This window comes from Bacillus altitudinis 41KF2b (genome assembly GCF_000691145.1).
In the GTDB taxonomy this organism is placed as follows: domain Bacteria; phylum Bacillota; class Bacilli; order Bacillales; family Bacillaceae; genus Bacillus; species Bacillus altitudinis.
Genome location: NZ_ASJC01000003.1, coordinates 348579 through 369309 on the forward strand (window position 1 = coordinate 348579; position 20731 = coordinate 369309).

Below are 20731 nucleotides of genomic sequence, written 5' to 3' on the forward strand. Positions count from 1 at the left end.
GATTGTCATGACATGGCGTATTCCGATAAAATAGTGTTGAATCATCACTTTTCTACATAATGGAGGTTTATATGACGTTACCTACGTTCAAGTACAACCCAGACCCAGTTTCATTACATGTGATTAAAAAAGAGCAGACGATATGCCCCGTTTGTGAGAAAGAACGAGATTATGTATATCATGGTCCTTTTTATTCTGTTGAAGACGTTTCTGGCATTTGTCCTTGGTGCATTAAAGATGGATCAGCTGCTCAAACATATAATGGAATGTTTCAAGACGATGTGAGTTGTGATGACGTCGATCATGAAGAATATATAGATGAACTGATCTTCAGAACGCCGGGTTACCGAGGATGGCAGCAGGAATATTGGTTAAGCCATTGCGGGGATTTTTGCGCGATTGTGCAGAATGTTGGATGGAAAGAGATTGAGCATTTAGAAGAAGAACTCTCAGAGGATATTGAAGAGATTTGCAGCGGTGGACATTTCACAAAAGAGAACCTGAAACAATGGCTCGTGAACGGAGGAGACTTGCAAGGCTATCTCTTTCAATGCGTTCACTGCAAAAAGCATCGTTTACATATTGATGCTAGTTGATCATGGCAAAAGGACCCTTCAGCAGGTCCTTTTATTTTTTATATAAAATGAGCGCTGAAAAACAGTAGAGCTGCTCTCCTCCTTGCTCACAGATCACCGCCACATTGTATTTAATGTCAATAATTTGGTCGTCGTCCATTCCTTTTAAAAAAAGATTGATTTCGCTTTGCAAATCTTTCTCGTGTTCTTCATCAAATACAGCTACCTTCAGCACATATGCCACTCTCCCTTCTCTTGCTACTCTATTTTTATGCAAATAGAGACGGACATATGAACAAAAAAAGCCTTCCATCTTGTCGATGAAAGGACTTCTTTTTACAGCTTCGGTTTTGTTTCTCCTGTCCATGCAAGCATGCCGCCAACGACATTGGTTGCTTGATAGCCTTGGTCTTCTAAGAAATAGCAGACATTCTCACTGCGTTTACCAGAACGGCAAATAATATAATACTCTTGCGTCTTATCAAACGCATCTAGCTTCTCAGGAATATCCCCCATTCGAATATGGACAGCCTCTGGAATCATGCCTTCTGCTACCTCTTCATCCTCACGCACATCGACGAGCTGAATGGCTTCTTCTTGCGCTAGCTTTTGCTTTAATTCTTCTATTGAAATTTCTTTTACAGACACGACTCTCATCTCTCCTTTTAATCACGGTGACACCATTATAGCAAATCATACACGTCACTGCGTATTCACCCGCTTGGATTGAAGGAAAGACGGGAATCGTTTCTTCACATCAACTGCCGGCTGTTCGCTTTCAAACTCTATCTTTTTAAACACTTGATAGGCTAGCCACATGTGGCCATATGCGAGAATGCTGATGCTAAAAAACGGCACGATCCCTGGCAAATAAGCAAATAGGATAAAGAGAATAGCCGAGAAAACGAGCATAGAGAGCGTATATTGCAAATACGAGATGCCAAGCAGAAGGGAAAATTTCAAATAAAGACGCTTTTTCCAATCATAATGAGCCAGCAGCGGAAAGATATAAAACAAGCTGACAATAAACAGAAAACCAAAGATATAGATCGCAAAGCGAAGCACGTGTAAAAACCAGCTCGTTGGATAAATATAAGCAAGGTCTACATAAATAATTGTCCCGATGATGACCAGCACCACTCCAATGACATTAGAGCGTACAAATTCTTCGCGGTATACTTTCCAAAAGGTTTGAAAGACGCTGACTTGCTCATGCCCTTGTATCCACTTTCTCATCACAGAAAATAACGCTGTTGTTGCAGGCATGAAGCCAAAGATTCCAAGCCCAAGTAAAGTGAACAAAAGCCATAACAAATTCGTATAGGCAAGTCTCATCACCCACTCACACATGCGCAACATTCTGCTCATTGATCCATCATGATCCATCTCTCTTCCCTCCTCTCTTTCTCGTTACACCGTCTCTTTTTGAAACAATTCTTCTATTTCAATCGGACGTTTTTCTGCAACTGAGCGCCACATGCCTTCGCCAAGTGCAATGGAATAAGCACCCGCCTCTGCTCCTGCCGAAATGTCATAAGGAATGAGCGGATCTTTTCTTAAAAATAAATCTGCTATTAATAGCGGATCTCCGCCTCCATGACCACCTGATTGCTTCACAACTTCAATCGTTTCTTTTCCACCAAACATCGGGTAGTATGCAATTGTCTGTTCAGGGAATTGAAAAGGGATTCTCGATGGCACATGAAACTCATTTGTTTCAATCCGTCCCTTCGTCCCGTTAATCGCAAGCCGGTAGCCTTCATATGGCGCTGAAAATTGAATCGAGTAACTTAACAAAGCCCCCTGATCATAAGCCACTGACGCCACATATGTATCCTCAATATCAATTTCTTGATCAAAAATACAGGCATCTGGGCGATAATTCGAGTATTGCTTTGACTGCTGCTCACCTGATTCAATATGGTCATCCTCCACCTTTGTGCGCTCTACCCGCGGATTCCACCTTGCTTCATAATGACAGGTATCTCTTACATGACAGGTTCCACAATATCGATTCTCTTCACCCTGCAAAGGATTCCAAGGACTTTCATTCCCATAATAATTCAGTGCACCATAGGCAAATACTTGCTTCGGCTTTTGATCAATCCACCAGTTGACCAAGTCAAAGTGATGGGTCGATTTATGAATAGACAGTCCGCCAGAATATTGACGCGAGCGGTTCCACCTTTTGAAATAACTCGCTCCATGATACGTATCAATGAGCCAGCTTAACTCAACAGACGTGACCCTTCCAATCTTTCCATCTAAAATGAGCTCTTTTATCTTTCTGTGGAATGGATTGTAGCGATAATTAAAGGTGACGGTGACCTCCCCTTTGCTTTCTGCCTCTTTTTCCATCACCTGTTTGGCGTCTTTTGCTGTTGTGACCATCGGCTTTTCCGTTATGACATCCAGATCATGATCCAGTGCCTGCAGGATATATGTGACATGTGTATCATCTCGCCCCGCCACAATGACGATATCTGGTCTTGCTTCCTTCACCATCTGATCAAATGCATCCTCATGAAAAAATGAGACGCCCCTTAGTGATGGAAAACGCTCCTGACACAGTGTATACCGCTTCTCATCTACATCTAAGAGCCCTGTAATCCTGTAATGCTCATTGAAATCCTCGGTGAGCGGTTTGATAAACATATTGAAAGCACGGTGACTGAGCCCGCAAACGGCGACCTTTTTCACATTCCCCCACCCCTTTTTCTATTGGTTTTCACGAAGCTGCTTCATGAGAGACAGTGCCTCTTTAGATTTCTCCGCATACACAGGTATGAAGGCGACCATATCTCGGTGTAATCGAAAGGTATAGCCATTTAGCTGCTTTGTTCCTTTCTTGATTTGGACCGCATAATCGACTGTATTTCCCGTCTTTGCATCTTCTACCGTATATGGTCCTGCCCCTTCGCCATCTACCCGCATCTCTTCAAGCAGCTGAAAGCTTTCAGGATCATCATATGTTCTAAACATTTCTTCCGGGACAAACATCACGTCCCCCTCTTTTGCAGTAATTTCAACAAGAAGTTTTTCAGGAATTGCAGGGAAGATGTGAACGTCGTATGTCTCCTGATTTGGTTGAAAAGCTTTCTCCACTAATTGGTCTTTCATTGCTTTTGACATGTCAGAAAAAATAAGGACATCAATCCCCTCTGTTTTCCCCTGACAGGCGGACAAATAAAAGGCAGCGATGAAGCTGAGGAGCCATGCCGCAGCCCTTTGATGCCGCCTCATACCTTTTGAAACACAGACAGCTTTTCTAGTTCAGTTAACGCCATAATAAAAGCGCCTGCTCCATGCAAATCATTCGTGCTCCGCTCTCTGCCAACGTAATAGTCATAAAATCCCGCAGATGTTCCAATACAAATGTCGTTCACTGTAAAATCGCCGTTGTCTTTTTCCTCCGTTTTATACTCAATCAACCCTTGATACGCTTTGACCACATGATCAACATATCGAAGACTGACATATCCTTCATTCATGGCTTTTGCCATCGCATATATGAATAGACATGACCCTGAGCTTTCAAGCCAATTGTCACTATGACTTCCTTTATCAAGGATTTGATGCCATAGACCCGTTTCGTCGTCCTGATACTTTGCTACACTTTCCAGCATATCTGTCAGTGTGTCCTTCCACAATTTTCGTCCTTCATGACCTTCTGGCAAATCTTCGATCATATCGGCTAACGCAAGTACATACCAGCCAAAGGATCTTGCCCAAAATTCTGGGGAACAGCCCGTCTGTTGATCAGCCCATGGCATCACTTTCCGTTCATCCCATGCGTGATAGTAAAGGCCCGTTTTTTCATCTTTGGTATGCTTTCTCATGAGATGCTCTTGATGGATGACCATGTCCACCAGCTCCGATTCTCCTGTCAACTGGGCATACTTTAAAGCAAAAGGCCCACCCATATAAAGACCATCTAGCCACATTTGATAAGCATAATTGTCTTTATGCCAAAATCCGCCCTCAGACGTGCGATTCAGCGTCCGGTAAAGCCCCCGAAGCTTTTCTGCTGCCTTCACATACCGCTTTTCTCCCGTTCTTTCAATCAGCGGGAATAAAATGAGCCCCGCTTGAATCGCATCAAGCTCGTCTCTGCGGAATAACAGATTCCCATGGTCATCAATGAGTGAGTCTGCATAATTTTTCACATAATCAAAGTACGCCTCGTTTTCTGTTGCTTCGTAAAGCTTCATCACTCCGCAAAGGAAAACCCCTTGATGATAGTGCCACCTTCCAGCTGGCGGAAGTTCAATCGGTGTATACGCTTTCATTATTGTTTGTGCTAATTTCTCTGCATGCTCAAGCGGTGATCCCTTTTCAATCGATAATGTCATTGGTCTTCATCTCCCCTTTTAATAAATCCCTTCTTCTCCAAACTTCTTCGCTAAACGGTTTGCCATCATGACCAAAATAAGTCCAACGGCTGCTTTAAATAAACCAACAGCGGTACTATAGCTGAATTGTCCTTGCTTCAGACCAGCTGTATACACATACGTATCAAAAATCTCTGCGACTTCCCTGTTGGTCGCATTGAGTAATAAATAGACATGTTCAAATCCAAGCTCTAACGTATCACCGATTTTTAAAATGAGCAGTACAACAATGACACTTTTAATCGCAGGAAGGGTGATGTGCCACATTTGTCTAAGTCTGCCGGCTCCATCCATTTTTGCTGCTTCATATAGCTGCGGATCTACAGCTGTAATCGCTGCAAGATAAATAATGGTTGACCAACCCGCTTCTCTCCAGATTACCTGCAAAATGTACATGGGTCTAAACCATTCTTGACTAAGAAGGAAGTTAATCTTTTCTCCTCCGAAGAAAGCAATCAATTCATTGATCAACCCGCCATCTACCGTTAACAAAACAAAAGATAAGGACACGACAATCACCCATGACATGAAGTGAGGAATATAAATCATTGTCTGAACAAATTTCTTAAACAGTGCCAATCTGACCTCGTTTAAAAGAAGAGCTAATAAGATTGGAATCGGAAAGAAAATCACGACATTCATGGCAAATAAAATGAGCGTATTTTTTAATAAGATGAAAAATGTTGGTTCTGTAAATAAGCGAATAAAGTGTTTGAAGCCAACCCACTCACTGCCAAGAATTCCGAGAAACGGCTGGTAATCTTGAAAGGCAATGATCAGCCCCCACATTGGGACATATTTAAAGACAAGAAAATAAAGGAGCCCTGGCAAAATCATTAAATACAGAAATTTTTGACTAAGTAATTGGTTAAGTAAGCGCTTTCTCTTTTCTTTTTTCAAAGCTGCCGCAGGCACACCCTTGGCAGTGACATCCTGTGTTTTCACAGATAAAGCCTCCCCTCATGCTGATGCATGTGTTAACTGTATCTTAAGGATGAAAAATCCGTCTACAATCATATCATCAGATCATATTTACTCAGGGGAAGCTACTCAAAACGTTACATAAAACATAAGAAAATGATCCTAATCTCAGAAAATGATTATTGACAAACCTACCAGATTTTTGGATTAATAAACTAAGGGGAAAAGATTGTTTCGTTTGAAATGGGGGGTTTTATGAAAAGAAAGCAGTATAAATTTTATTACAAGCTGGTGACGTTTTTTTTCGTGCTTAGTACGATTCCTGTTATTATTGTCGGTATTTTTTCTTATCAGCATTCGCAAAAAACTGCACTCGAAAATATTTCAAATGAAAAGCTGGACAGCGTCAAACAAACGCAATCCAATATTGAGCATATTCTAAAGACAGTAGATCATTCTCTCACTCACTATGTCAGTTCGCCGCCTCTCCTTCAAACACTGGCAGAACCTTTAAATCCAGACCAATTCCAACTTTATAATCAAGTCCAGCAAGAACTGAATTACCTGCAAACCTTCGACACTGATCTCTCCAATATTACACTTGTTAGTAAAATGGAAGATTGGTATATGAACAATTCTGGTCTTTATCATGTCTCAAACGGAGATCAAGAGAAAGCGTTAACCTCTTACCTCAATATTCCGAGTCATTCCAGCTGGGCACTTGAAGAAAATAATCCACTTGTCTCAACAAAAGAAGGAAAGACATCCTTTTGCAAATACAATGTGAATTTAATCAAGCAGCTTCCGATGAATAGTGTCCAAAAGAAGGGGATCGCCGTCGCCAGCATTCCAAGCTGCGTGATTGCTGACAACATGCCTGACTTCTCACAATCTGATAGTATGTTTGTCATTGATACAAACGGAAAAGTGCTGCTACATAATCGAAAAGAACAAATTGGTGACTCGTTAAAAAATCAAGATTTCGTCAAACATGTCCTGTCACTTGAAGAACGATCCGGACAATTTGATATGAAAATCGATGAACTAAACTATCAAGTTACGTTTCAAAAATCAGATTATAACGAATGGACATACTTATCCTTTGTCTCCATTCCCGAACTAAAGCAACAAACGAAATCAATCGGGTGGATCACCTTTATTATTTGCTTTATTTTGTTAGCGCTTTCATTATTATTTTCATGGTTTGGCTCTAGACACTTTTATAAACCGATTCGCTTATTATACGAATCCTTTGCACGTAATGAGTCGTTTTTGCATAAACAGCCTTTCCAAAATGAATTTGAGCTCATCGAATCGAGCATTAAACAAATGAAAGATCAAAACAATGATCTAGAGGAACGAATTGAACAGCAAGTGACACACTTACAGCAATACTTTATGGTGCGGCTGCTGCTTGGCAAGCTGACGGAAGAAGAGATTCACAACCGATTTCAAAGTCTAGGCTTTCCTCGTGACTGGTCCCATTTGTCCATGCTTGTGACCCAAATCGATACACTAAAAGGAACGCCGTATGAAAAAAAGGATGCAGACTTGCTTTTATTTGCGATAAATGGACTGATTGAGCAGATTATTCCGCTAGAGGAGCACCTTCAGCCGACCGTTGTCAATCAGCATCAAACGACGATTGTCCTCAATCAATCGAAGTCAGAAGAGGAATTTACTGAATATTTAAATCAATTAGCCGAAACAATTCAGCAGCGGATTGAGGAAGAGCTGGGCTTGTCGATCAGCATCGGGATCAGTCGCTCATTTAAAGAGCTCTCTATGGCCAAACATGCTTATATTGAGGGAAAAGAAGCCTTAAAATATAGGCTCAAAGCAGAGAAAAAATCCATTCTTTTATACGAGCATATTCAGCAAGGAAAGACGTTTAAGACTCATTTCCCAAAACAACTGCAGCATGATTTATTTGATGCCATTAAAGCAGGCGATCAAGGCAAGGCAGATCACTATTTACATGTCCTTCTGCAATCCATTTTTTCTAAAAATGCGGGACCACATGAGTACCAGATTGCTCTCGCTCGTTTTTTAAACAATCTCATCGAGCTGATGCATTTGCTAGGCATTGAATTGTTTGAAGTCGAAGATAATAAAATGCTCTATGATACGATCTTTGAGTTTAAAACGTTTGAAGATACAGAAGCGTGGCTGAAACATGAGATCATTCGACCCATCATTGATCAGCTCGGCGCACGTGAAGACTCTCAATATAAAAATATCTCAGAGAAAATCATTCATATCATTCATCAAGAATTTGACTCAGATCTGACCTTGGACGAAATCGCTACACGCCTGCACTATAATCCAAATTATTTAAGTAGTATTTTTAGAAAAGAAATGGATATCTCCTTTAGTGAATATCTCTCGTCTTACAGACATCATGTCGCCAAAAACTGGTTGGTAGAGACGGATATGTCGGTGAAAGAAATTTCGGAAAAGCTAAAATACAAAAATCCGCAAAATTTCATCCGCTCCTTCAAAAAGCTGGAAGGCACGACACCTGGGAAATACCGTGATCAGAAAAAAGGCACATAAAGCAAAGTCCCGCTCTCACAAGAAGCGGGACTTTTTTATTTAAACTGTTCATTTAGGATACTGTCTTCCAGCACTGAAAGCGGCTCGCCATACACTCGTTCAATATGGGCTGCCCCCCAATCACATAACGCATTCAAAATTCGCTCAAGTGACTGTCCGTATTCACTTAATTCATACTCCACTTTAGGCGGCACTTGTTCATACACAATGCGGTTAATCACACCGTCATTTTCAAGCTCTCGCAGCTGCTGTGTGAGCATTTTTTGCGTGATATTTGGCATGAGGCGCTTCAGTTCACTCGTCCGCTTTTTCCCATGTGTTAAATGACATAAAATGACACACTTCCATTTCCCGCCGATCACTTCAAGCGTTGCTTCCACAGAGATATTATATTTCTTCTTTTCCAACGTCTCTTCACTCCTTTTGATGCTGAACAGGCACTTTTTAGTACCTATATTACAAAAAAGTACGTACTTTTTTTTCTGTCATCTATGTTAGATAATAACTCTTGCCGATCGGCTTCGTCTATCAAAATGTCATGAAAGAAGGATGTGAATCACGATGCAAAACAAACAAAATCACTTTGCCCTTCTCGCACTAGCGATTAGTGCATTTGCTATAGGTACAACTGAATTTATCTCTGTAGGTCTCCTGCCGATGATCTCAGAAGACTTTGGCGTGAGTGTCAGTCAGGCCGGATGGACCGTTTCTTTATATGCGCTCGGTGTTACCTTTGGCGCACCAATTCTAACCTCACTTACGTCAACGATGAAAAAAAAGACATTGCTTCTGCTCATTATGCTCGTCTTTTTGATCGGAAATACACTCGCCACGATTGCCCCGACTTTTTCTGTACTCTTAATCGGACGAGTGATTTCAGCCCTATCACATGGCGTATTTATGTCGATTGGCTCGACCATTGCCGCAAGCCTTGTGGTGAAAGAAAAGCGGGCAAGCGCTATTGCCTTTATGTTCACTGGTTTAACAGTCGCTACTGTGACCGGTGTGCCATTCGGTACGTTTCTTGGTCATGAGCTCGGCTGGCGGACGTCATTTGGTGTGATTGTTATGATTGGCGTAATCGCACTGATTTCTAACTATTTCCTTGTTCCGTCTCAATTGAAACAGGGCGTGAAAACAACGTTTAAGGATCAAGCAGCCTTATTAAAGTCGAAAAGAATATTGCTTTTATTTGTCATTACTGCTACAGGGTATGGAGGAACTTTTGTCGTCTTCACCTATTTATCCCCTCTCTTGCAGCATGTGACAGGTCTTGCGCCTGGAACAGTTGCATTGATCCTGCTGTTATACGGGATGACCATCGCCGCTGGGAATGTCATTGGCGGAAAAGCAGCGAATAAACAGCCAATGAAGGCACTGATTTATATGTTTATCATTCAAAGTCTCATCTTGTTTATCCTTAGCTTTACTGCTGGATTTATGACACTCGGGATTGGAACTGTGATGCTGATGGGACTGTTTGCTTTCATGAATGTCCCCGGCCTTCAAGTTGCCGTCGTTGATTTTGCAGAAAGGTATACACCTGGAGCTGTCGACGTTGCTTCCGCTCTGAATATCGCTGCCTTTAATGCAGGTATCGCCATTGGTTCATTTTTAGGCGGCATCGTGACAGATACCCTTGGGCTTGTGCATACCGGCTGGGTTGGCGGCATCATGGTGCTCATGGCGGCCATACTCACGATGGTGAGTCATCAAATCGAACAAAAAGAATACAAACAAACCATGTAAAGGAGTCTTTCATATGAACGATTTACAAAGTACAAAAACATTAAACAACGGCGTCCGCATGCCAGGATTTGGTCTTGGGGTCTTTCAGGTTGAAGAGGGAACGGAATTAATTGAAGCTGTTAAAACAGCCATTCAATTAGGATATCGCAGTATTGATACAGCTTCTATTTACGGCAATGAAGAAGGTGTTGGACGAGGCATACAACTTGGTCTAGCAGAAACAGGCCTTCGCCGCGAAGACATCTTTGTGACATCCAAAGTGTGGAATGCCGATTTAGGATATGAAGCGACACTAAAAGCATACGAAGACAGCCTGAAAAAACTTCAGCTTGATTATCTTGATCTGTATTTAATTCACTGGCCAGTTGAAGGGAAATACAAGGAAGCATGGCGCGCGCTTGAAACGCTGTACCGTGAAGGAAAAGTCAGAGCCATCGGTGTGAGTAACTTTCAGCCGCATCATCTAGACGAATTATTGACAGATGCGGACATCATTCCAGCAATTAATCAAGTCGAGTTTCATCCAAAACTCACGCAGGAAACGCTGTTTACGTATTTGAAAACACATGGCATCCAAATGGAAGCCTGGTCACCACTTATGCAGGGAGAGCTGCTGCACCACCCGCTGATCACGGAGCTTGCGGGCACATACAGCAAAACACCTGCTCAAATTATTTTGCGCTGGGATGTGCAAAAAGGCGTCATTACGATTCCTAAATCAACGAAAGCCCATCGTTTAAAAGAAAATGCCGATATTTTTGATTTTGTCCTATCTGATGAGGATATGAAGCGCCTGTCTGACTTAAATGAAAATAAACGAATTGGTCCTGATCCAGACAACTTCGATTTTTAATGAAAACACCCCCGCTTTTTACTAAGCGGGGGTCTTCATGTTCATCATTTTGATTTTTTAAAGGAAGCTTCATATTCTTCTATGATTTTATTTCCACCATTTGATTTCCACTTCTCTACATCTTTCTTAAATTGTTCTTCGTTGATATCACCAAGAATGAACTTATAGGTCGCATCATCGATGATTTTCTTCAATTCATTTCCTCGCTCTGATGCTGTTTCTGAATACAGGCTTTCAGCAGGGTTAGCGACAATGATGTTTTTATTGTCTTCTTCCAGCTCTTCATATTTTGTACGAACTGCATCGCCTTTATTTTTCAAGTAACGTTTATCAATCCCTACGAGGCTGACAAGCGGCTGTACATCTGTCTGCCAGCTTTTCACTTGGCTTTCTTCCCTCACAAATGTATTTCCATCTTGTTTGTTATAATGCTTTCCATCAATCCCGTATGTCATGAGACCATACACGTCTTCTTCTGCAATGCGGTCAAAGAAAGCCAAAATTCTCTTTAACTCTGCTTCTGATTTGACGCTTGTTTTCGGGAAGGCGAAGATGCCATTATGGCCGCCTGATGCCCATACACGTTCTTTGCCATCTGGGCCTTTGATTCGGTTGATAATATCCACTTCCATGTTTTTATCTGTTGCATCATCTCTTAAGTTCACTGCATCTACCATATTTCCAACATAGATACCCGCTTTTCCTTGTGAAAACAATTCTTGCTGCTGCGTTTTGCTTGTGACTGGGAAGTCTTTGTTTATATAACCATTGTCACGCAGCTTTTTCATATATTTCATTGTATTCATATACTCATCTGTCATAAAGTCTGGCGTAAATTTGCCATTTTCTTCTTTCCAATCTGTTGGCATTCCTTCATAAGAACCAAGCGTTTTAAATGCACCGTAAATCAAATCATTACGGTCTGTAAAACCAATTGTATCGTCCTTACCATTTTTGTTCGGATCTTTTTCAGTAAATGCCTTGGCTACTTCATAAAGGTCATCCAGCGTTTTTGGTGTATCCAAATTTAAATTTTCAAGCCAATCCTTTCGAATGACAATCCCTTGTCTTGAAAGTGGTCTCTCTCTATAAATGCCATAAAGCTTCCCATCGATAGAGGCATTTTTATTAATCAGTTCGTTCATCTTACTTAAATTTGGATAATCCTTTAAGTATGGACCGATTTCCCAGAACATGCCTGATCTAAACGCATTGATAGCAGATGAATTCTTAATGTCTTGAATCGTCACAATTTGCGGGAGGTTCCCTGCGGCAAGTGCTGAATTTAAACGGTCTTCTTTCACCGCATCAGGCACCCACGTAATATCAAGCTCTGTATTTGTGAGCTTCTCAATCTCTTCTAACACTGAATCTTTCGGCGGCTGCTGATGATACAAAATCGCCATCCATGTCAGCTTCACCTTTTTGTCTAAATCAACCTTTTCATCTGATGAGCTTGCCCCTTTACTTGAACAAGCTGACAGAATACCGCTTGCGGCAAATAACAAAACAAAGGCAATCAGCCATAATTTCTTTCTCCCCATAAGATCCCTCCGTTATTCCATCTTTTTAACCCTTTACAGAACCTAGTAATGCCCCTTTGTTGAAATGCTTTTGAATAAATGGATAGACAAGCAGAACGGGAATGGTCGCCACGACGATGACCGCCATTTTAATGGTTTGGTCTGGCGGCGGTGTTGATGAGCCCATATCTGACATATCTCCCTGCATACCGCTTGATACAATGACGATTTGTCTTAACAGGACCTGAATCGGCCATTTCACTGAATCGTTTAAATATAAAATGGCTGTCATGTACGTATTCCAATACGTCACGGCATAAAAAAGTGAAATCGTCGCAATAGCTGGCAAAGAAAGTGGCAGCACAATTTTAAAGAAGATCCCTAAGTCGTTACAGCCGTCCATCTTCGCTGATTCTTCAAGGCTTGCCGGAATGTTTTGAAAGAAGTTTTTCAAAATGATCAAATTGAATGCATTGATGGCCACTGGCAGAATGAGTGACCAGTAAGTATCAAGCAGCCCAAGTGTTTTCACGACAATAAACGTCGGAATCATCCCTCCGCTAAACAGCATCGTGAAGACAACGAGAAACATGAGGGTTCTTCGGCCCTTTAGCTCCTGACGAGACAGCCCATACGCCATAAGTGAGGACAAAAACATGCTGACCGCTGTTCCAACGAGTGTCACAAGAATGGATACAATCAGGCTGCGATACACAATATCTGTAGAAAAGATATAGCGATAGGCCTCTAGAGAAAACGTCGTTGGAAACAAAATAAACTTCTTTGAGATGACCTCTTCTACTGTCGCAAAAGAGGCGGCAATGACATGGATGAACGGGAGCACACATATTAATGCGAACATGAGTAGAAAAGAGTAATTAAATACATTGAACAATCGGCCTTTAATAGAACGATCTATGTTCATCACGCCCTTTCTTTGTAAGCGTTATCATTTCGTCTGAACATAAGCTGCAGCCTTTGACGATATCGTGATTAAAATGTAACAAACGGGGAAAGAAAGCGTCTATAATCATCATGACAGACCACAGAGATGATCATGCCATTCGTGCTTTTAGCCTCATCAATGAAAAGAAAAAGATCATGAGCTAATGTCATGATTATGCCCTATGCCTGATCGTTTTCTTTCAGAATTTCTGCCGTATTGACATCTGGCCTGTAGCCTAACTCCAGCTTCGTTTTCTCAGTAGACCAAGGTTTTCCTTCGTTTTCTGATACGGCATAATAAGTCCCGAATGGAACGTCCGTTTCGATGGCAGCCTTGATCATGCCGAAAAGGTCTTCATGTGAAAGAAGCGTTCGTTTCGTTCTTTTTTTGGTGTGCAATCCTTCCATCTCATCTGTCACGACGGTTCCAATTCTCAAATTGATGACAGACATACCTGTTTGATCGTGAAACAAACGCCCAAGCTGTTCGGAAGCAAATTTTAAAATGCCATACACATTTTTCGTTGCTGGTACATCATCAGTCGTAATTTCTCGCCCTAGTAAGGAGTGACCATCTTTTTCATATCGATCTGTCACATGATTACTGCTTGCAAAAATGACTTTTGGAATGCTTAACCGGGCCGCTGAACGAAACATATCATACGTGCTTTTCCAAAACACATCATTCATTTTTGCAAACTCCTTTTCATTCATCACATCATGCGTCATGTCCACGTTTAAAAGATGAATGATCACATCTGTATCTCTTGGGATGACTTGAAACAAATTCTCTTCAATTGCCGCATCTGCCATGATGACTTCTTCTACACACCTTGTTTGATCAATGATGGTCACGTCATACTCCGAAGAGAGCTCTTTAGTTAATAAACGTCCGATGACACCACATCCGCCAATCATGGTGATTTTTTTCATCTGTTTCCTCCTTCATCTTCTATCGGAGTAGTATGTCCATGCCGTCTATTGATTACAGCCACTTTTTCAAAAAACGTGTAGCCTCGTGGCGCATAGCAGCCGTTTCAAAATGACCTGCATGTAGACCTACAAGCTGATAACGTTCCTTTAAGGAAGCAGCTTGATAGGCTTGACTTAATGTCTGTTGAATTCGTCCAACACCTTCAGCAGGTGTAAGCTGATCATGTTTTCCAACTAAGCTTAAATGCGGTCTCGGGAAAATCATTTCTTGGATGTCAGCTGCTGTAAAGTACTTAGCTAAGCTTGGTACATAATAGTAAAAACCGTGTCTATCTAAATGATTCGTTTCAATCAATGTGTGATGATCAACCTGTGCGCAAAGATCCACACACACACTGACCCTCTCATCAAGTGCTGCCGTCCACCATGAAAGAAGACCGCCCATTGACATCCCAAAAACAGCTAAACGCTCTGGGAGCACATCAGAGCGGGAAAACAAATAATCAATTGCACACATGCTCTCATACAGCATCATGCCCCACATCACTTTTCCTGTTAACAGCATTTCTTTGAAAATTTCACTTTCTGTTCTGCCCCTTCTTTCACCAAATCCCGCGTGGTCAATCGCCAACACACTATAACCTTTTGAAGTGAATTCTTTTGCGTATGAAGGCGCTTGCAAATAATGAGCCCCCTTCAATAACTCTTCTTTCCCATCCACATAATTCCCACCATGAGAATGCTGGAACAAGACAACAGGCCTTTTTTTCACTGTATCTTTCGGCTTCACAAAATAAGCCGGAACTTCCTCCACCCCATGAATAGAGAGAATGAGAGTTTCTACTAAGTACGATTCACGTTCCTCAATCTTTAACGTATACGCCTCCACACGATGGCGCTCTGGCATTTCCCCTAATAAACTGAGCAGTTGTTCACGTTTGCTTTCCTTTTCCATTGACGTCACTCCTCATTTTCTTGATCAACTTGTTAAATACGAGATTGATGGGGGAATCACCTTGTTTTCGACAAAATTATGTCCCGGGAAATAAACAACACCCATCGGTATCAACCGATGGGTGCGTTCATTAGTTCGCGACAATATTGACAAGTTTTCCAGGAACCGCAATCACTTTACGGATTGTTTTCCCTTCAAGCTGTTCTTTTACCCGTGCATCATTTTTCGCAAGCTCTTCTAGCTGCTCTTTTGTTGCATCAGCAGGAACCGTTAATTTTGCTTTCACTTTTCCATTTAGCTGTACGACAATTTCCACTTCATCATCGACAAGTTTTGACTCATCATATTGCGGCCATGCTTCATAAGAAATAGACCCTTCATGACCAAGTTTGTTCCAAAGCTCTTCCGCTACATGCGGTGCAATTGGAGAAAGAAGTTTCACAAAGCCTTCTGCATATTCTTTCGGCAGTGTGTCAGCCTTGTATGCATCGTTGATGAACACCATTAATTGTGAAATCCCAGTATTGAAACGTAAGCCTTCATAATGATCTGTTACCTTCATGACGGTTTCATGGTAGCTTCGCTCTAATGGCCCGCCAGATTGCTCTGTCACTTTATCACTGATGGAGCCATCTTCATTTGTAAACAGACGCCATACACGATCTAGGAAACGACGAGCACCATCAAGACCTGTTTCAGACCAAGCAATTGACGCATCTAAAGGCCCCATGAACATTTCATACAGTCTTAATGTATCTGCACCATGAGATTCTACGATATCATCTGGGTTGACAACATTCCCTTTTGATTTACTCATTTTTTCATTATTTTCACCAAGAATCATTCCTTGGTTGAACAATTTCATGAACGGTTCTTTTGTTGGAACAACACCAATATCATACAAGAATTTATGCCAGAATCGTGCATATAGCAGATGAAGCACAGCATGTTCTGCTCCACCAATATACACATCAACCGGAAGCCATTTCTTCAGCTTTTCAGGCGATGCAAGTTCTTCTGTGTTATGTGGATCAATATAACGTAAGAAGTACCAGCAGCTACCTGCCCATTGTGGCATCGTATTCGTTTCACGGCGGCCTTTCTTACCTGTTACAGGATCTACAACCTCAACCCAGTCTTTAATATTGGCTAAAGGTGATTCACCTGTTCCGCTTGGCTTAATCTCAGTCGTCTTAGGCAAAATCAGTGGAAGCTCTTCCTCTGAAACAGCTGAAGATGTTCCGTCCTCCCAATGAATAATTGGAATTGGCTCTCCCCAGTAACGCTGACGGCTGAACAGCCAGTCTCTTAAACGATAAGTGACTTTCTTTTCACCTTTTTGATGTTCTTCCAGCCATGCAATCGCTTTTTCAATTGCTTCTTCTTTCCCTAAGCCGTTTAAGAAATCAGAGTTGATGTGCTTTCCATCACCTGTGTAAGCTTCTTTGTCAATGTCTCCACCTTCGACAACCTCTTTGATTGGAAGATCGAATGTTTTGGCGAATTCATAATCACGCTCATCATGAGCAGGAACTGCCATGATCGCTCCAGTGCCATATGTGGCTAACACATAATCTGCAATCCAGATCGGCATCTTTTCCCCATTCAATGGATTGATGGCATAAGCACCTGTGAAAATGCCCGTTTTCGTTTTAGCAAGATCTGTTCGCTCTAAGTCACTCTTAGACTGAATTTCTTTGATATATGCTTCAACTGCTTCTTTTTGAGCAGCTGTTGTAATTTTTTCAACTAGTGCATGCTCTGGTGCAAGAACGGCATATGTTGCACCAAATAGTGTATCAGGACGTGTTGTAAACACAGTAAACTGTTCGTCATGTCCTTCTACTTCGAAGTGAACATGTGCACCTTCAGAACGTCCAATCCAGTTGCGCTGCATGTCTTTGATGCTTTCAGGCCAATCAATGTCTTCTAAATCTTCTAACAGCCTGTCCGCATATGCTGTAATTTTTAGCATCCATTGCTTCATTGGACGTCTTTCAACAGGATGCCCTCCGCGCTCACTTTTCCCATCAATGACTTCTTCATTTGCAAGGACTGTACCGAGTGCTGGGCACCAGTTTACAGGTACTTCATCAATATACGCCAATCCTTTTTCGTACAATTTCAAGAAAATCCACTGGGTCCATTTATAATAATTCGGATCTGTCGTGTTAATTTCTCGATCCCAATCATACGAGAAGCCCAATGATTGAATTTGGCGGCGGAAATTATTAATGTTCTCTTCTGTAAATTCAGCTGGATCATTTCCTGTATCCAGCGCATATTGTTCCGCTGGAAGACCAAATGCGTCCCATCCCATTGGATGAAGAACATCGTATCCCTGCATACGTTTCATACGTGATAAAATATCCGTTGCTGTGTATCCTTCAGGATGCCCTACATGAAGCCCTGCTCCTGATGGATAAGGAAACATATCTAGCGCATAAAACTTTGGCTTATCTTCCGAGTCAGATGTGGCGAATGTTTTATGTGTCAGCCAATAATCCTGCCACTTTTTTTCAATTTCCCGATGCTGAAAACTCAATGTGAAAACCTCCTTTAATATGTACGGCTTTATCTGCTCAGATGACCACTGCAAGAATTCAGATTTTTCTAAAATCAACAAAAAACCCTCATCCCTGGAAAGGGACGAGAGATTTTTTGGTTCCCGCGGTACCACCCTTGTTAGCGTCATGAACTGTTCATACGCTCACTTAATATCTTTAACGCAGACATGCGACAGAAGCTTTAACGCAACTGCAACTCTGAGGCGAGTTCAGAAGCAGATTTGATTGACTTTCACCAGCCGTCAATTCTCTAAAGACAAATACTGCTTTCCTACTACTCCTCTTCACTGTTCTTATCGTAACCGTCATCTAAGTAGTATTTTATAGAATTATGATCATAAGTGCAAGCAGGTTTGTATACAATGGGAATGTACCCTAGACTAGGGTAAAGTGAGGATATTATTCGTGTGGAGATCGGTTATGACGGTTGGAGCCTGCATCCTGTGAACGTTCTTCTCTCACAAAATCGAAGCTTCGCAGAACTGCTTCTCCTCCGTAACCTGAAATAATGGATAAGATGATCAAGTGCAGACTAGATTCGGGATTTGAGGATAAGACAAGCAGTGTAGCAGCAATCATCCCAACGAGCCAATCTTCAATAAACCCTAGATAAATAAACTTCTTTGTCATTCTGGGCTTCTCTAGCCTGCCTTTTTTCTTTACGTGACCGAGAATGCCCATGACCCCTCCAATGGCGCAAGCAATAATGACTTGTTGCAGCATTTTCATCACCTTCCTAAAGCCCTTAGAATAGTAAAGCGACTTCAGGCTGTCCAGCCCCCTGTAATGCCATTCTGCTGTTCCGTCATAATCCATGTAAAAGGTCTATTCTCTCTAACGAAGAAAAAAAGCTTGTTTCTTCCATTATATGTGAATGACCCAAAAACAATCTTGATGCATTGGAATCATTTTCACCTAATCCATATTAACTATTTTTGTCATTTTATGAATTATCCTCAAATGATCCCTTCTTTTTCTAATGAAAAGTCTCCTTACTTACTCTATTCTAATGGAGGACAAACTATGATGACAAATTTAACAAAGCGATTGCAATCATTGAAACAGAACATATGTTATGTTACGTTTAAAAAGAATTCATTTGGTTTCAAAAAAACCATCTTAAATGTCTAATAGTAGCAGCAAAGGAGGGTAATATGGTCAGCTCGAACATCTTCGGATTGCAAAAACAGCTTGAACTCATAAAAAAAGCGCTGGATCATGCGCGGATTGGTGTTGTCATTACAGACCCTTCTTTAGAGGATAACCCTATCGTTTATGTGAATCATGGCTTTACACAAATGACTGGATACAAACCAGATGAGATTCTTGGACGTAATTGTCGATTCCTCCAAGGAAAAGACACAAATCAAGAGCAACTTGCCTTAATACGTCACGGAATTCAAAACAAAACACCTATTACCACACAGCTCAAAAATTATAAAAAAGACGGTACTTTTTTTTGGAATGAACTCAATATAGATCCTCTATACATTGAACAAGATGACAAAACATTTTTTATTGGCTTTCAAAAGGACATTACAAAGCAGAAAGAATATGAACAACTCCTAGAAGATTCCTTACAGGAAGTCACCTCTCTGTCGACGCCAATTGTCCCAATCAAAAATGGTGTTTCCGCTCTTCCACTCATCGGAAAATTATCAGAAGAACGCTTTGATGCCATCGTCGCGAAGTTAACTTGTATATTAGAAGATTCAAAGGATGATTATTTAATTGTCGATCTTTCTGGTTTAATTGATGTCGATGATTCCGTTGCAGCGCGAATTTTCAAACTGCATCACCTGCTGAACTTAACTGGAACTGAACTCATCATCACTGGGATCAAACCACAGCTTGCGATGAAAATGAAAGACTTAGATACAGACTTCCAGAATACGATCACTTATTTAACGGTAAAAGAAGCAATCAAAGGATTGCCATTAGCTGAAAACCCTGTATAAACAGGGTTTTTTTAATTGAACCGCTCCCCAAAATGGAAAAATGAGGTATGATAGGTATAAATAGCGATATAGGGGGGCTGCCAGATGATGATGTTACTCATCATAGGTCTTTTATGTATTTGTTTCGCCATAGGATATGCCGTCAATTTCTTATTACTTAAACACCAAAATCAACAAATCTTTTCAAAAAAACTCTTCTATCCTTTTTTGACCATTGGTCTTGTTTTTTCTATTATGTCATTACCGTTTGCCGGCACAGGTGCTCCGAAAGCACAAGCAGATCCATCTTCTGAACAGCTGCTGAAAGAGCAAAAACAATTAGCATCTGACCTTTCTCGTCTAAAGGAAGACAAAGAAACGCTGACGGCCTCTTTAGAAGACGTGACCAAAGAAAAAGAAAAGCTATCCAAGAAATTAGAAACCATCACCTCCGAAAAGAAGACAGTCAAACAGCAAGAAAAAACCATCCATGAGCTTGAAGAGAAAATAGACAAGCTCACCTCTACAAACGAAACACTCAAAAAAGAACACCAGAAAGTAAACAAAGACACCACGTCATCGGCCCAGCGATCTGCTCCTAAAGATGATGGGGCCAATACTAGCGGTCATGAGTCACAAAAAGAAACAAAAAAAGAATCTGCCGCCTGTAATATTAAAGGAAGTGTCAACGGCATATATCACACACCGAGCAGCAGATACTACTCACGGACAAAAAACGTGACCAAAATGTTCTGCTCCGTAGAAGAAGCTGAGCGTGCAGGGTACCGGGCACCAAAGCAATAGACATCTTTTGACGATAAAAAAA

Annotated in this window: 20 protein-coding genes and 1 other annotated feature; of the genes, 6 read left to right on the top strand and 14 right to left on the bottom strand. The window is 41.3% G+C overall.

The annotated features are described in order from the left end of the window. Positions 1 to 71: 71 nt before the first annotated feature. Entirely contained in the window at positions 72 to 596 is a 525-nt protein-coding gene (locus BA79_RS08005; protein WP_035702081.1) for a CbrC family protein, read from the top strand. 31 nt (positions 597 to 627) lie between these two features. On the opposite strand, the gene BA79_RS08010 is transcribed toward BA79_RS08005, so the two are convergent. The 7 genes from BA79_RS08010 to BA79_RS08040 form a co-directional block, all read right to left on the bottom strand. Then, positions 628 to 810, bottom strand: a complete 183-nt coding sequence (locus BA79_RS08010) for a sporulation protein Cse60 (protein WP_003217582.1) — start codon at positions 808 to 810, stop codon at positions 628 to 630. A 101-nt stretch (positions 811 to 911) separates the two neighbouring features. Next, entirely contained in the window at positions 912 to 1223 is a 312-nt protein-coding gene (locus BA79_RS08015; protein WP_008343023.1) for a rhodanese-like domain-containing protein, read from the bottom strand. Positions 1224 to 1277: 54 nt separating this feature from the next. After that, positions 1278 to 1961, bottom strand: a complete 684-nt coding sequence (locus BA79_RS08020; protein ID WP_035702083.1) for a YesL family protein — start codon at positions 1959 to 1961, stop codon at positions 1278 to 1280. A gap of 24 nt (positions 1962 to 1985) precedes the next feature. Then, positions 1986 to 3275 (bottom strand): Gfo/Idh/MocA family protein, encoded by a 1290-nt coding sequence (locus tag BA79_RS08025; protein WP_035702086.1) that lies wholly within the window; start codon positions 3273 to 3275, stop codon positions 1986 to 1988. Positions 3276 to 3293: 18 nt separating this feature from the next. Next, a complete protein-coding gene (locus BA79_RS08030) occupies positions 3294 to 3818 on the bottom strand; it encodes a hypothetical protein (protein ID WP_025207829.1) in 525 nt (174 codons plus the stop codon). After that, positions 3815 to 4927: a glycoside hydrolase family 88/105 protein gene (locus BA79_RS08035; protein WP_035702088.1), complete on the bottom strand. Its 1113-nt coding sequence runs from the start codon at positions 4925 to 4927 to the stop codon at positions 3815 to 3817. Before BA79_RS08035 ends, BA79_RS08030 begins: the two co-directional genes overlap by 4 nt. An 18-nt stretch (positions 4928 to 4945) precedes the next feature. Next, on the bottom strand, positions 4946 to 5911 hold the full coding sequence (locus BA79_RS08040; protein WP_008343019.1) for an ABC transporter permease: 966 nt from the start codon (positions 5909 to 5911) through the stop codon (positions 4946 to 4948). A 231-nt stretch (positions 5912 to 6142) separates the two neighbouring features. Between BA79_RS08040 and BA79_RS08045 the strand changes: the two genes are divergently transcribed. Beyond that, on the top strand, positions 6143 to 8443 hold the full coding sequence (locus tag BA79_RS08045; RefSeq protein ID WP_008343018.1) for a helix-turn-helix domain-containing protein: 2301 nt from the start codon (positions 6143 to 6145) through the stop codon (positions 8441 to 8443). Between the two features lie 35 nt (positions 8444 to 8478). Here BA79_RS08045 and BA79_RS08050 read toward each other — a convergent pair whose 3' ends face one another. Then, positions 8479 to 8850, bottom strand: coding sequence for a winged helix-turn-helix transcriptional regulator (locus BA79_RS08050; protein ID WP_008343017.1), 372 nt, complete (start codon positions 8848 to 8850; stop codon positions 8479 to 8481). Positions 8851 to 9004: 154 nt separating this feature from the next. Between BA79_RS08050 and BA79_RS08055 the strand changes: the two genes are divergently transcribed. Continuing rightward, positions 9005 to 10192 carry an MFS transporter gene (locus tag BA79_RS08055; RefSeq protein ID WP_035702090.1) on the top strand — a complete coding sequence of 396 codons (1188 nt, stop codon included), beginning with the start codon at positions 9005 to 9007 and terminating at the stop codon, positions 10190 to 10192. 13 nt (positions 10193 to 10205) lie between these two features. Continuing rightward, complete coding sequence (locus BA79_RS08060) at positions 10206 to 11045, top strand: aldo/keto reductase (RefSeq protein WP_035702093.1); 840 nt, start codon at positions 10206 to 10208, stop codon at positions 11043 to 11045. A 44-nt stretch (positions 11046 to 11089) separates the two neighbouring features. Here the strand turns inward: BA79_RS08060 and BA79_RS08065 are convergent, their stop codons facing one another. The 6 genes from BA79_RS08065 to BA79_RS08090 all read right to left on the bottom strand — a co-directional run bounded on the left by BA79_RS08065 (position 11090) and on the right by BA79_RS08090 (position 18697). Then, positions 11090 to 12589 (bottom strand): extracellular solute-binding protein, encoded by a 1500-nt coding sequence (locus BA79_RS08065; RefSeq protein WP_008343015.1) that lies wholly within the window; start codon positions 12587 to 12589, stop codon positions 11090 to 11092. A gap of 25 nt (positions 12590 to 12614) precedes the next feature. Then, the gene (locus BA79_RS08070) at positions 12615 to 13475 is read right to left on the bottom strand and encodes a carbohydrate ABC transporter permease (protein ID WP_098680761.1); all 861 of its coding nucleotides are present in this window, start codon (positions 13473 to 13475) and stop codon (positions 12615 to 12617) included. 218 nt (positions 13476 to 13693) lie between these two features. Next, the gene (locus BA79_RS08075; protein ID WP_035702096.1) at positions 13694 to 14446 is read right to left on the bottom strand and encodes an NAD-dependent epimerase/dehydratase family protein; all 753 of its coding nucleotides are present in this window, start codon (positions 14444 to 14446) and stop codon (positions 13694 to 13696) included. Positions 14447 to 14498: 52 nt separating this feature from the next. After that, complete coding sequence (locus BA79_RS08080) at positions 14499 to 15401, bottom strand: dienelactone hydrolase family protein (RefSeq protein ID WP_035702098.1); 903 nt, start codon at positions 15399 to 15401, stop codon at positions 14499 to 14501. A gap of 130 nt (positions 15402 to 15531) precedes the next feature. After that, positions 15532 to 17946: a leucine--tRNA ligase gene (gene leuS, locus BA79_RS08085; protein ID WP_035702100.1), complete on the bottom strand. Its 2415-nt coding sequence runs from the start codon at positions 17944 to 17946 to the stop codon at positions 15532 to 15534. A 97-nt stretch (positions 17947 to 18043) separates the two neighbouring features. After that, positions 18044 to 18265 (bottom strand) — a binding site (T-box leader). Between the two features lie 102 nt (positions 18266 to 18367). Further along, on the bottom strand, positions 18368 to 18697 hold the full coding sequence (locus BA79_RS08090; protein WP_008343006.1) for a DUF4257 domain-containing protein: 330 nt from the start codon (positions 18695 to 18697) through the stop codon (positions 18368 to 18370). Between the two features lie 425 nt (positions 18698 to 19122). Between BA79_RS08090 and ytvA the strand changes: the two genes are divergently transcribed. Both ytvA and BA79_RS08100 read left to right on the top strand, forming a co-directional pair. Continuing rightward, positions 19123 to 19926 carry a YtvA family blue-light photoreceptor gene (gene ytvA, locus BA79_RS08095; RefSeq protein ID WP_007501884.1) on the top strand — a complete coding sequence of 268 codons (804 nt, stop codon included), beginning with the start codon at positions 19123 to 19125 and terminating at the stop codon, positions 19924 to 19926. Between the two features lie 84 nt (positions 19927 to 20010). Then, the gene (locus BA79_RS08100; protein ID WP_035702104.1) at positions 20011 to 20709 is read left to right on the top strand and encodes a sunset domain-containing protein; all 699 of its coding nucleotides are present in this window, start codon (positions 20011 to 20013) and stop codon (positions 20707 to 20709) included. Positions 20710 to 20731 lie beyond the last annotated feature (22 nt).

Coding starts and splice junctions, on each gene's coding strand:
- BA79_RS08005 (WP_035702081.1), top strand. CDS start 72: ATGACGTTACCTACGTTCAAGTACAACCCAGACCCAGTTTCATTACAT.
- BA79_RS08020 (WP_035702083.1), bottom strand. CDS start 1,961: ATGGATCATGATGGATCAATGAGCAGAATGTTGCGCATGTGTGAGTGG.
- BA79_RS08030 (WP_025207829.1), bottom strand. CDS start 3,818: ATGAGGCGGCATCAAAGGGCTGCGGCATGGCTCCTCAGCTTCATCGCT.
- BA79_RS08035 (WP_035702088.1), bottom strand. CDS start 4,927: ATGACATTATCGATTGAAAAGGGATCACCGCTTGAGCATGCAGAGAAA.
- BA79_RS08045 (WP_008343018.1), top strand. CDS start 6,143: ATGAAAAGAAAGCAGTATAAATTTTATTACAAGCTGGTGACGTTTTTT.
- BA79_RS08055 (WP_035702090.1), top strand. CDS start 9,005: ATGCAAAACAAACAAAATCACTTTGCCCTTCTCGCACTAGCGATTAGT.
- BA79_RS08060 (WP_035702093.1), top strand. CDS start 10,206: ATGAACGATTTACAAAGTACAAAAACATTAAACAACGGCGTCCGCATG.
- BA79_RS08065 (WP_008343015.1), bottom strand. CDS start 12,589: ATGGGGAGAAAGAAATTATGGCTGATTGCCTTTGTTTTGTTATTTGCC.
- BA79_RS08075 (WP_035702096.1), bottom strand. CDS start 14,446: ATGAAAAAAATCACCATGATTGGCGGATGTGGTGTCATCGGACGTTTA.
- BA79_RS08080 (WP_035702098.1), bottom strand. CDS start 15,401: ATGGAAAAGGAAAGCAAACGTGAACAACTGCTCAGTTTATTAGGGGAA.
- BA79_RS08090 (WP_008343006.1), bottom strand. CDS start 18,697: ATGAAAATGCTGCAACAAGTCATTATTGCTTGCGCCATTGGAGGGGTC.
- ytvA (WP_007501884.1), top strand. CDS start 19,123: ATGGTCAGCTCGAACATCTTCGGATTGCAAAAACAGCTTGAACTCATA.
- BA79_RS08100 (WP_035702104.1), top strand. CDS start 20,011: ATGATGATGTTACTCATCATAGGTCTTTTATGTATTTGTTTCGCCATA.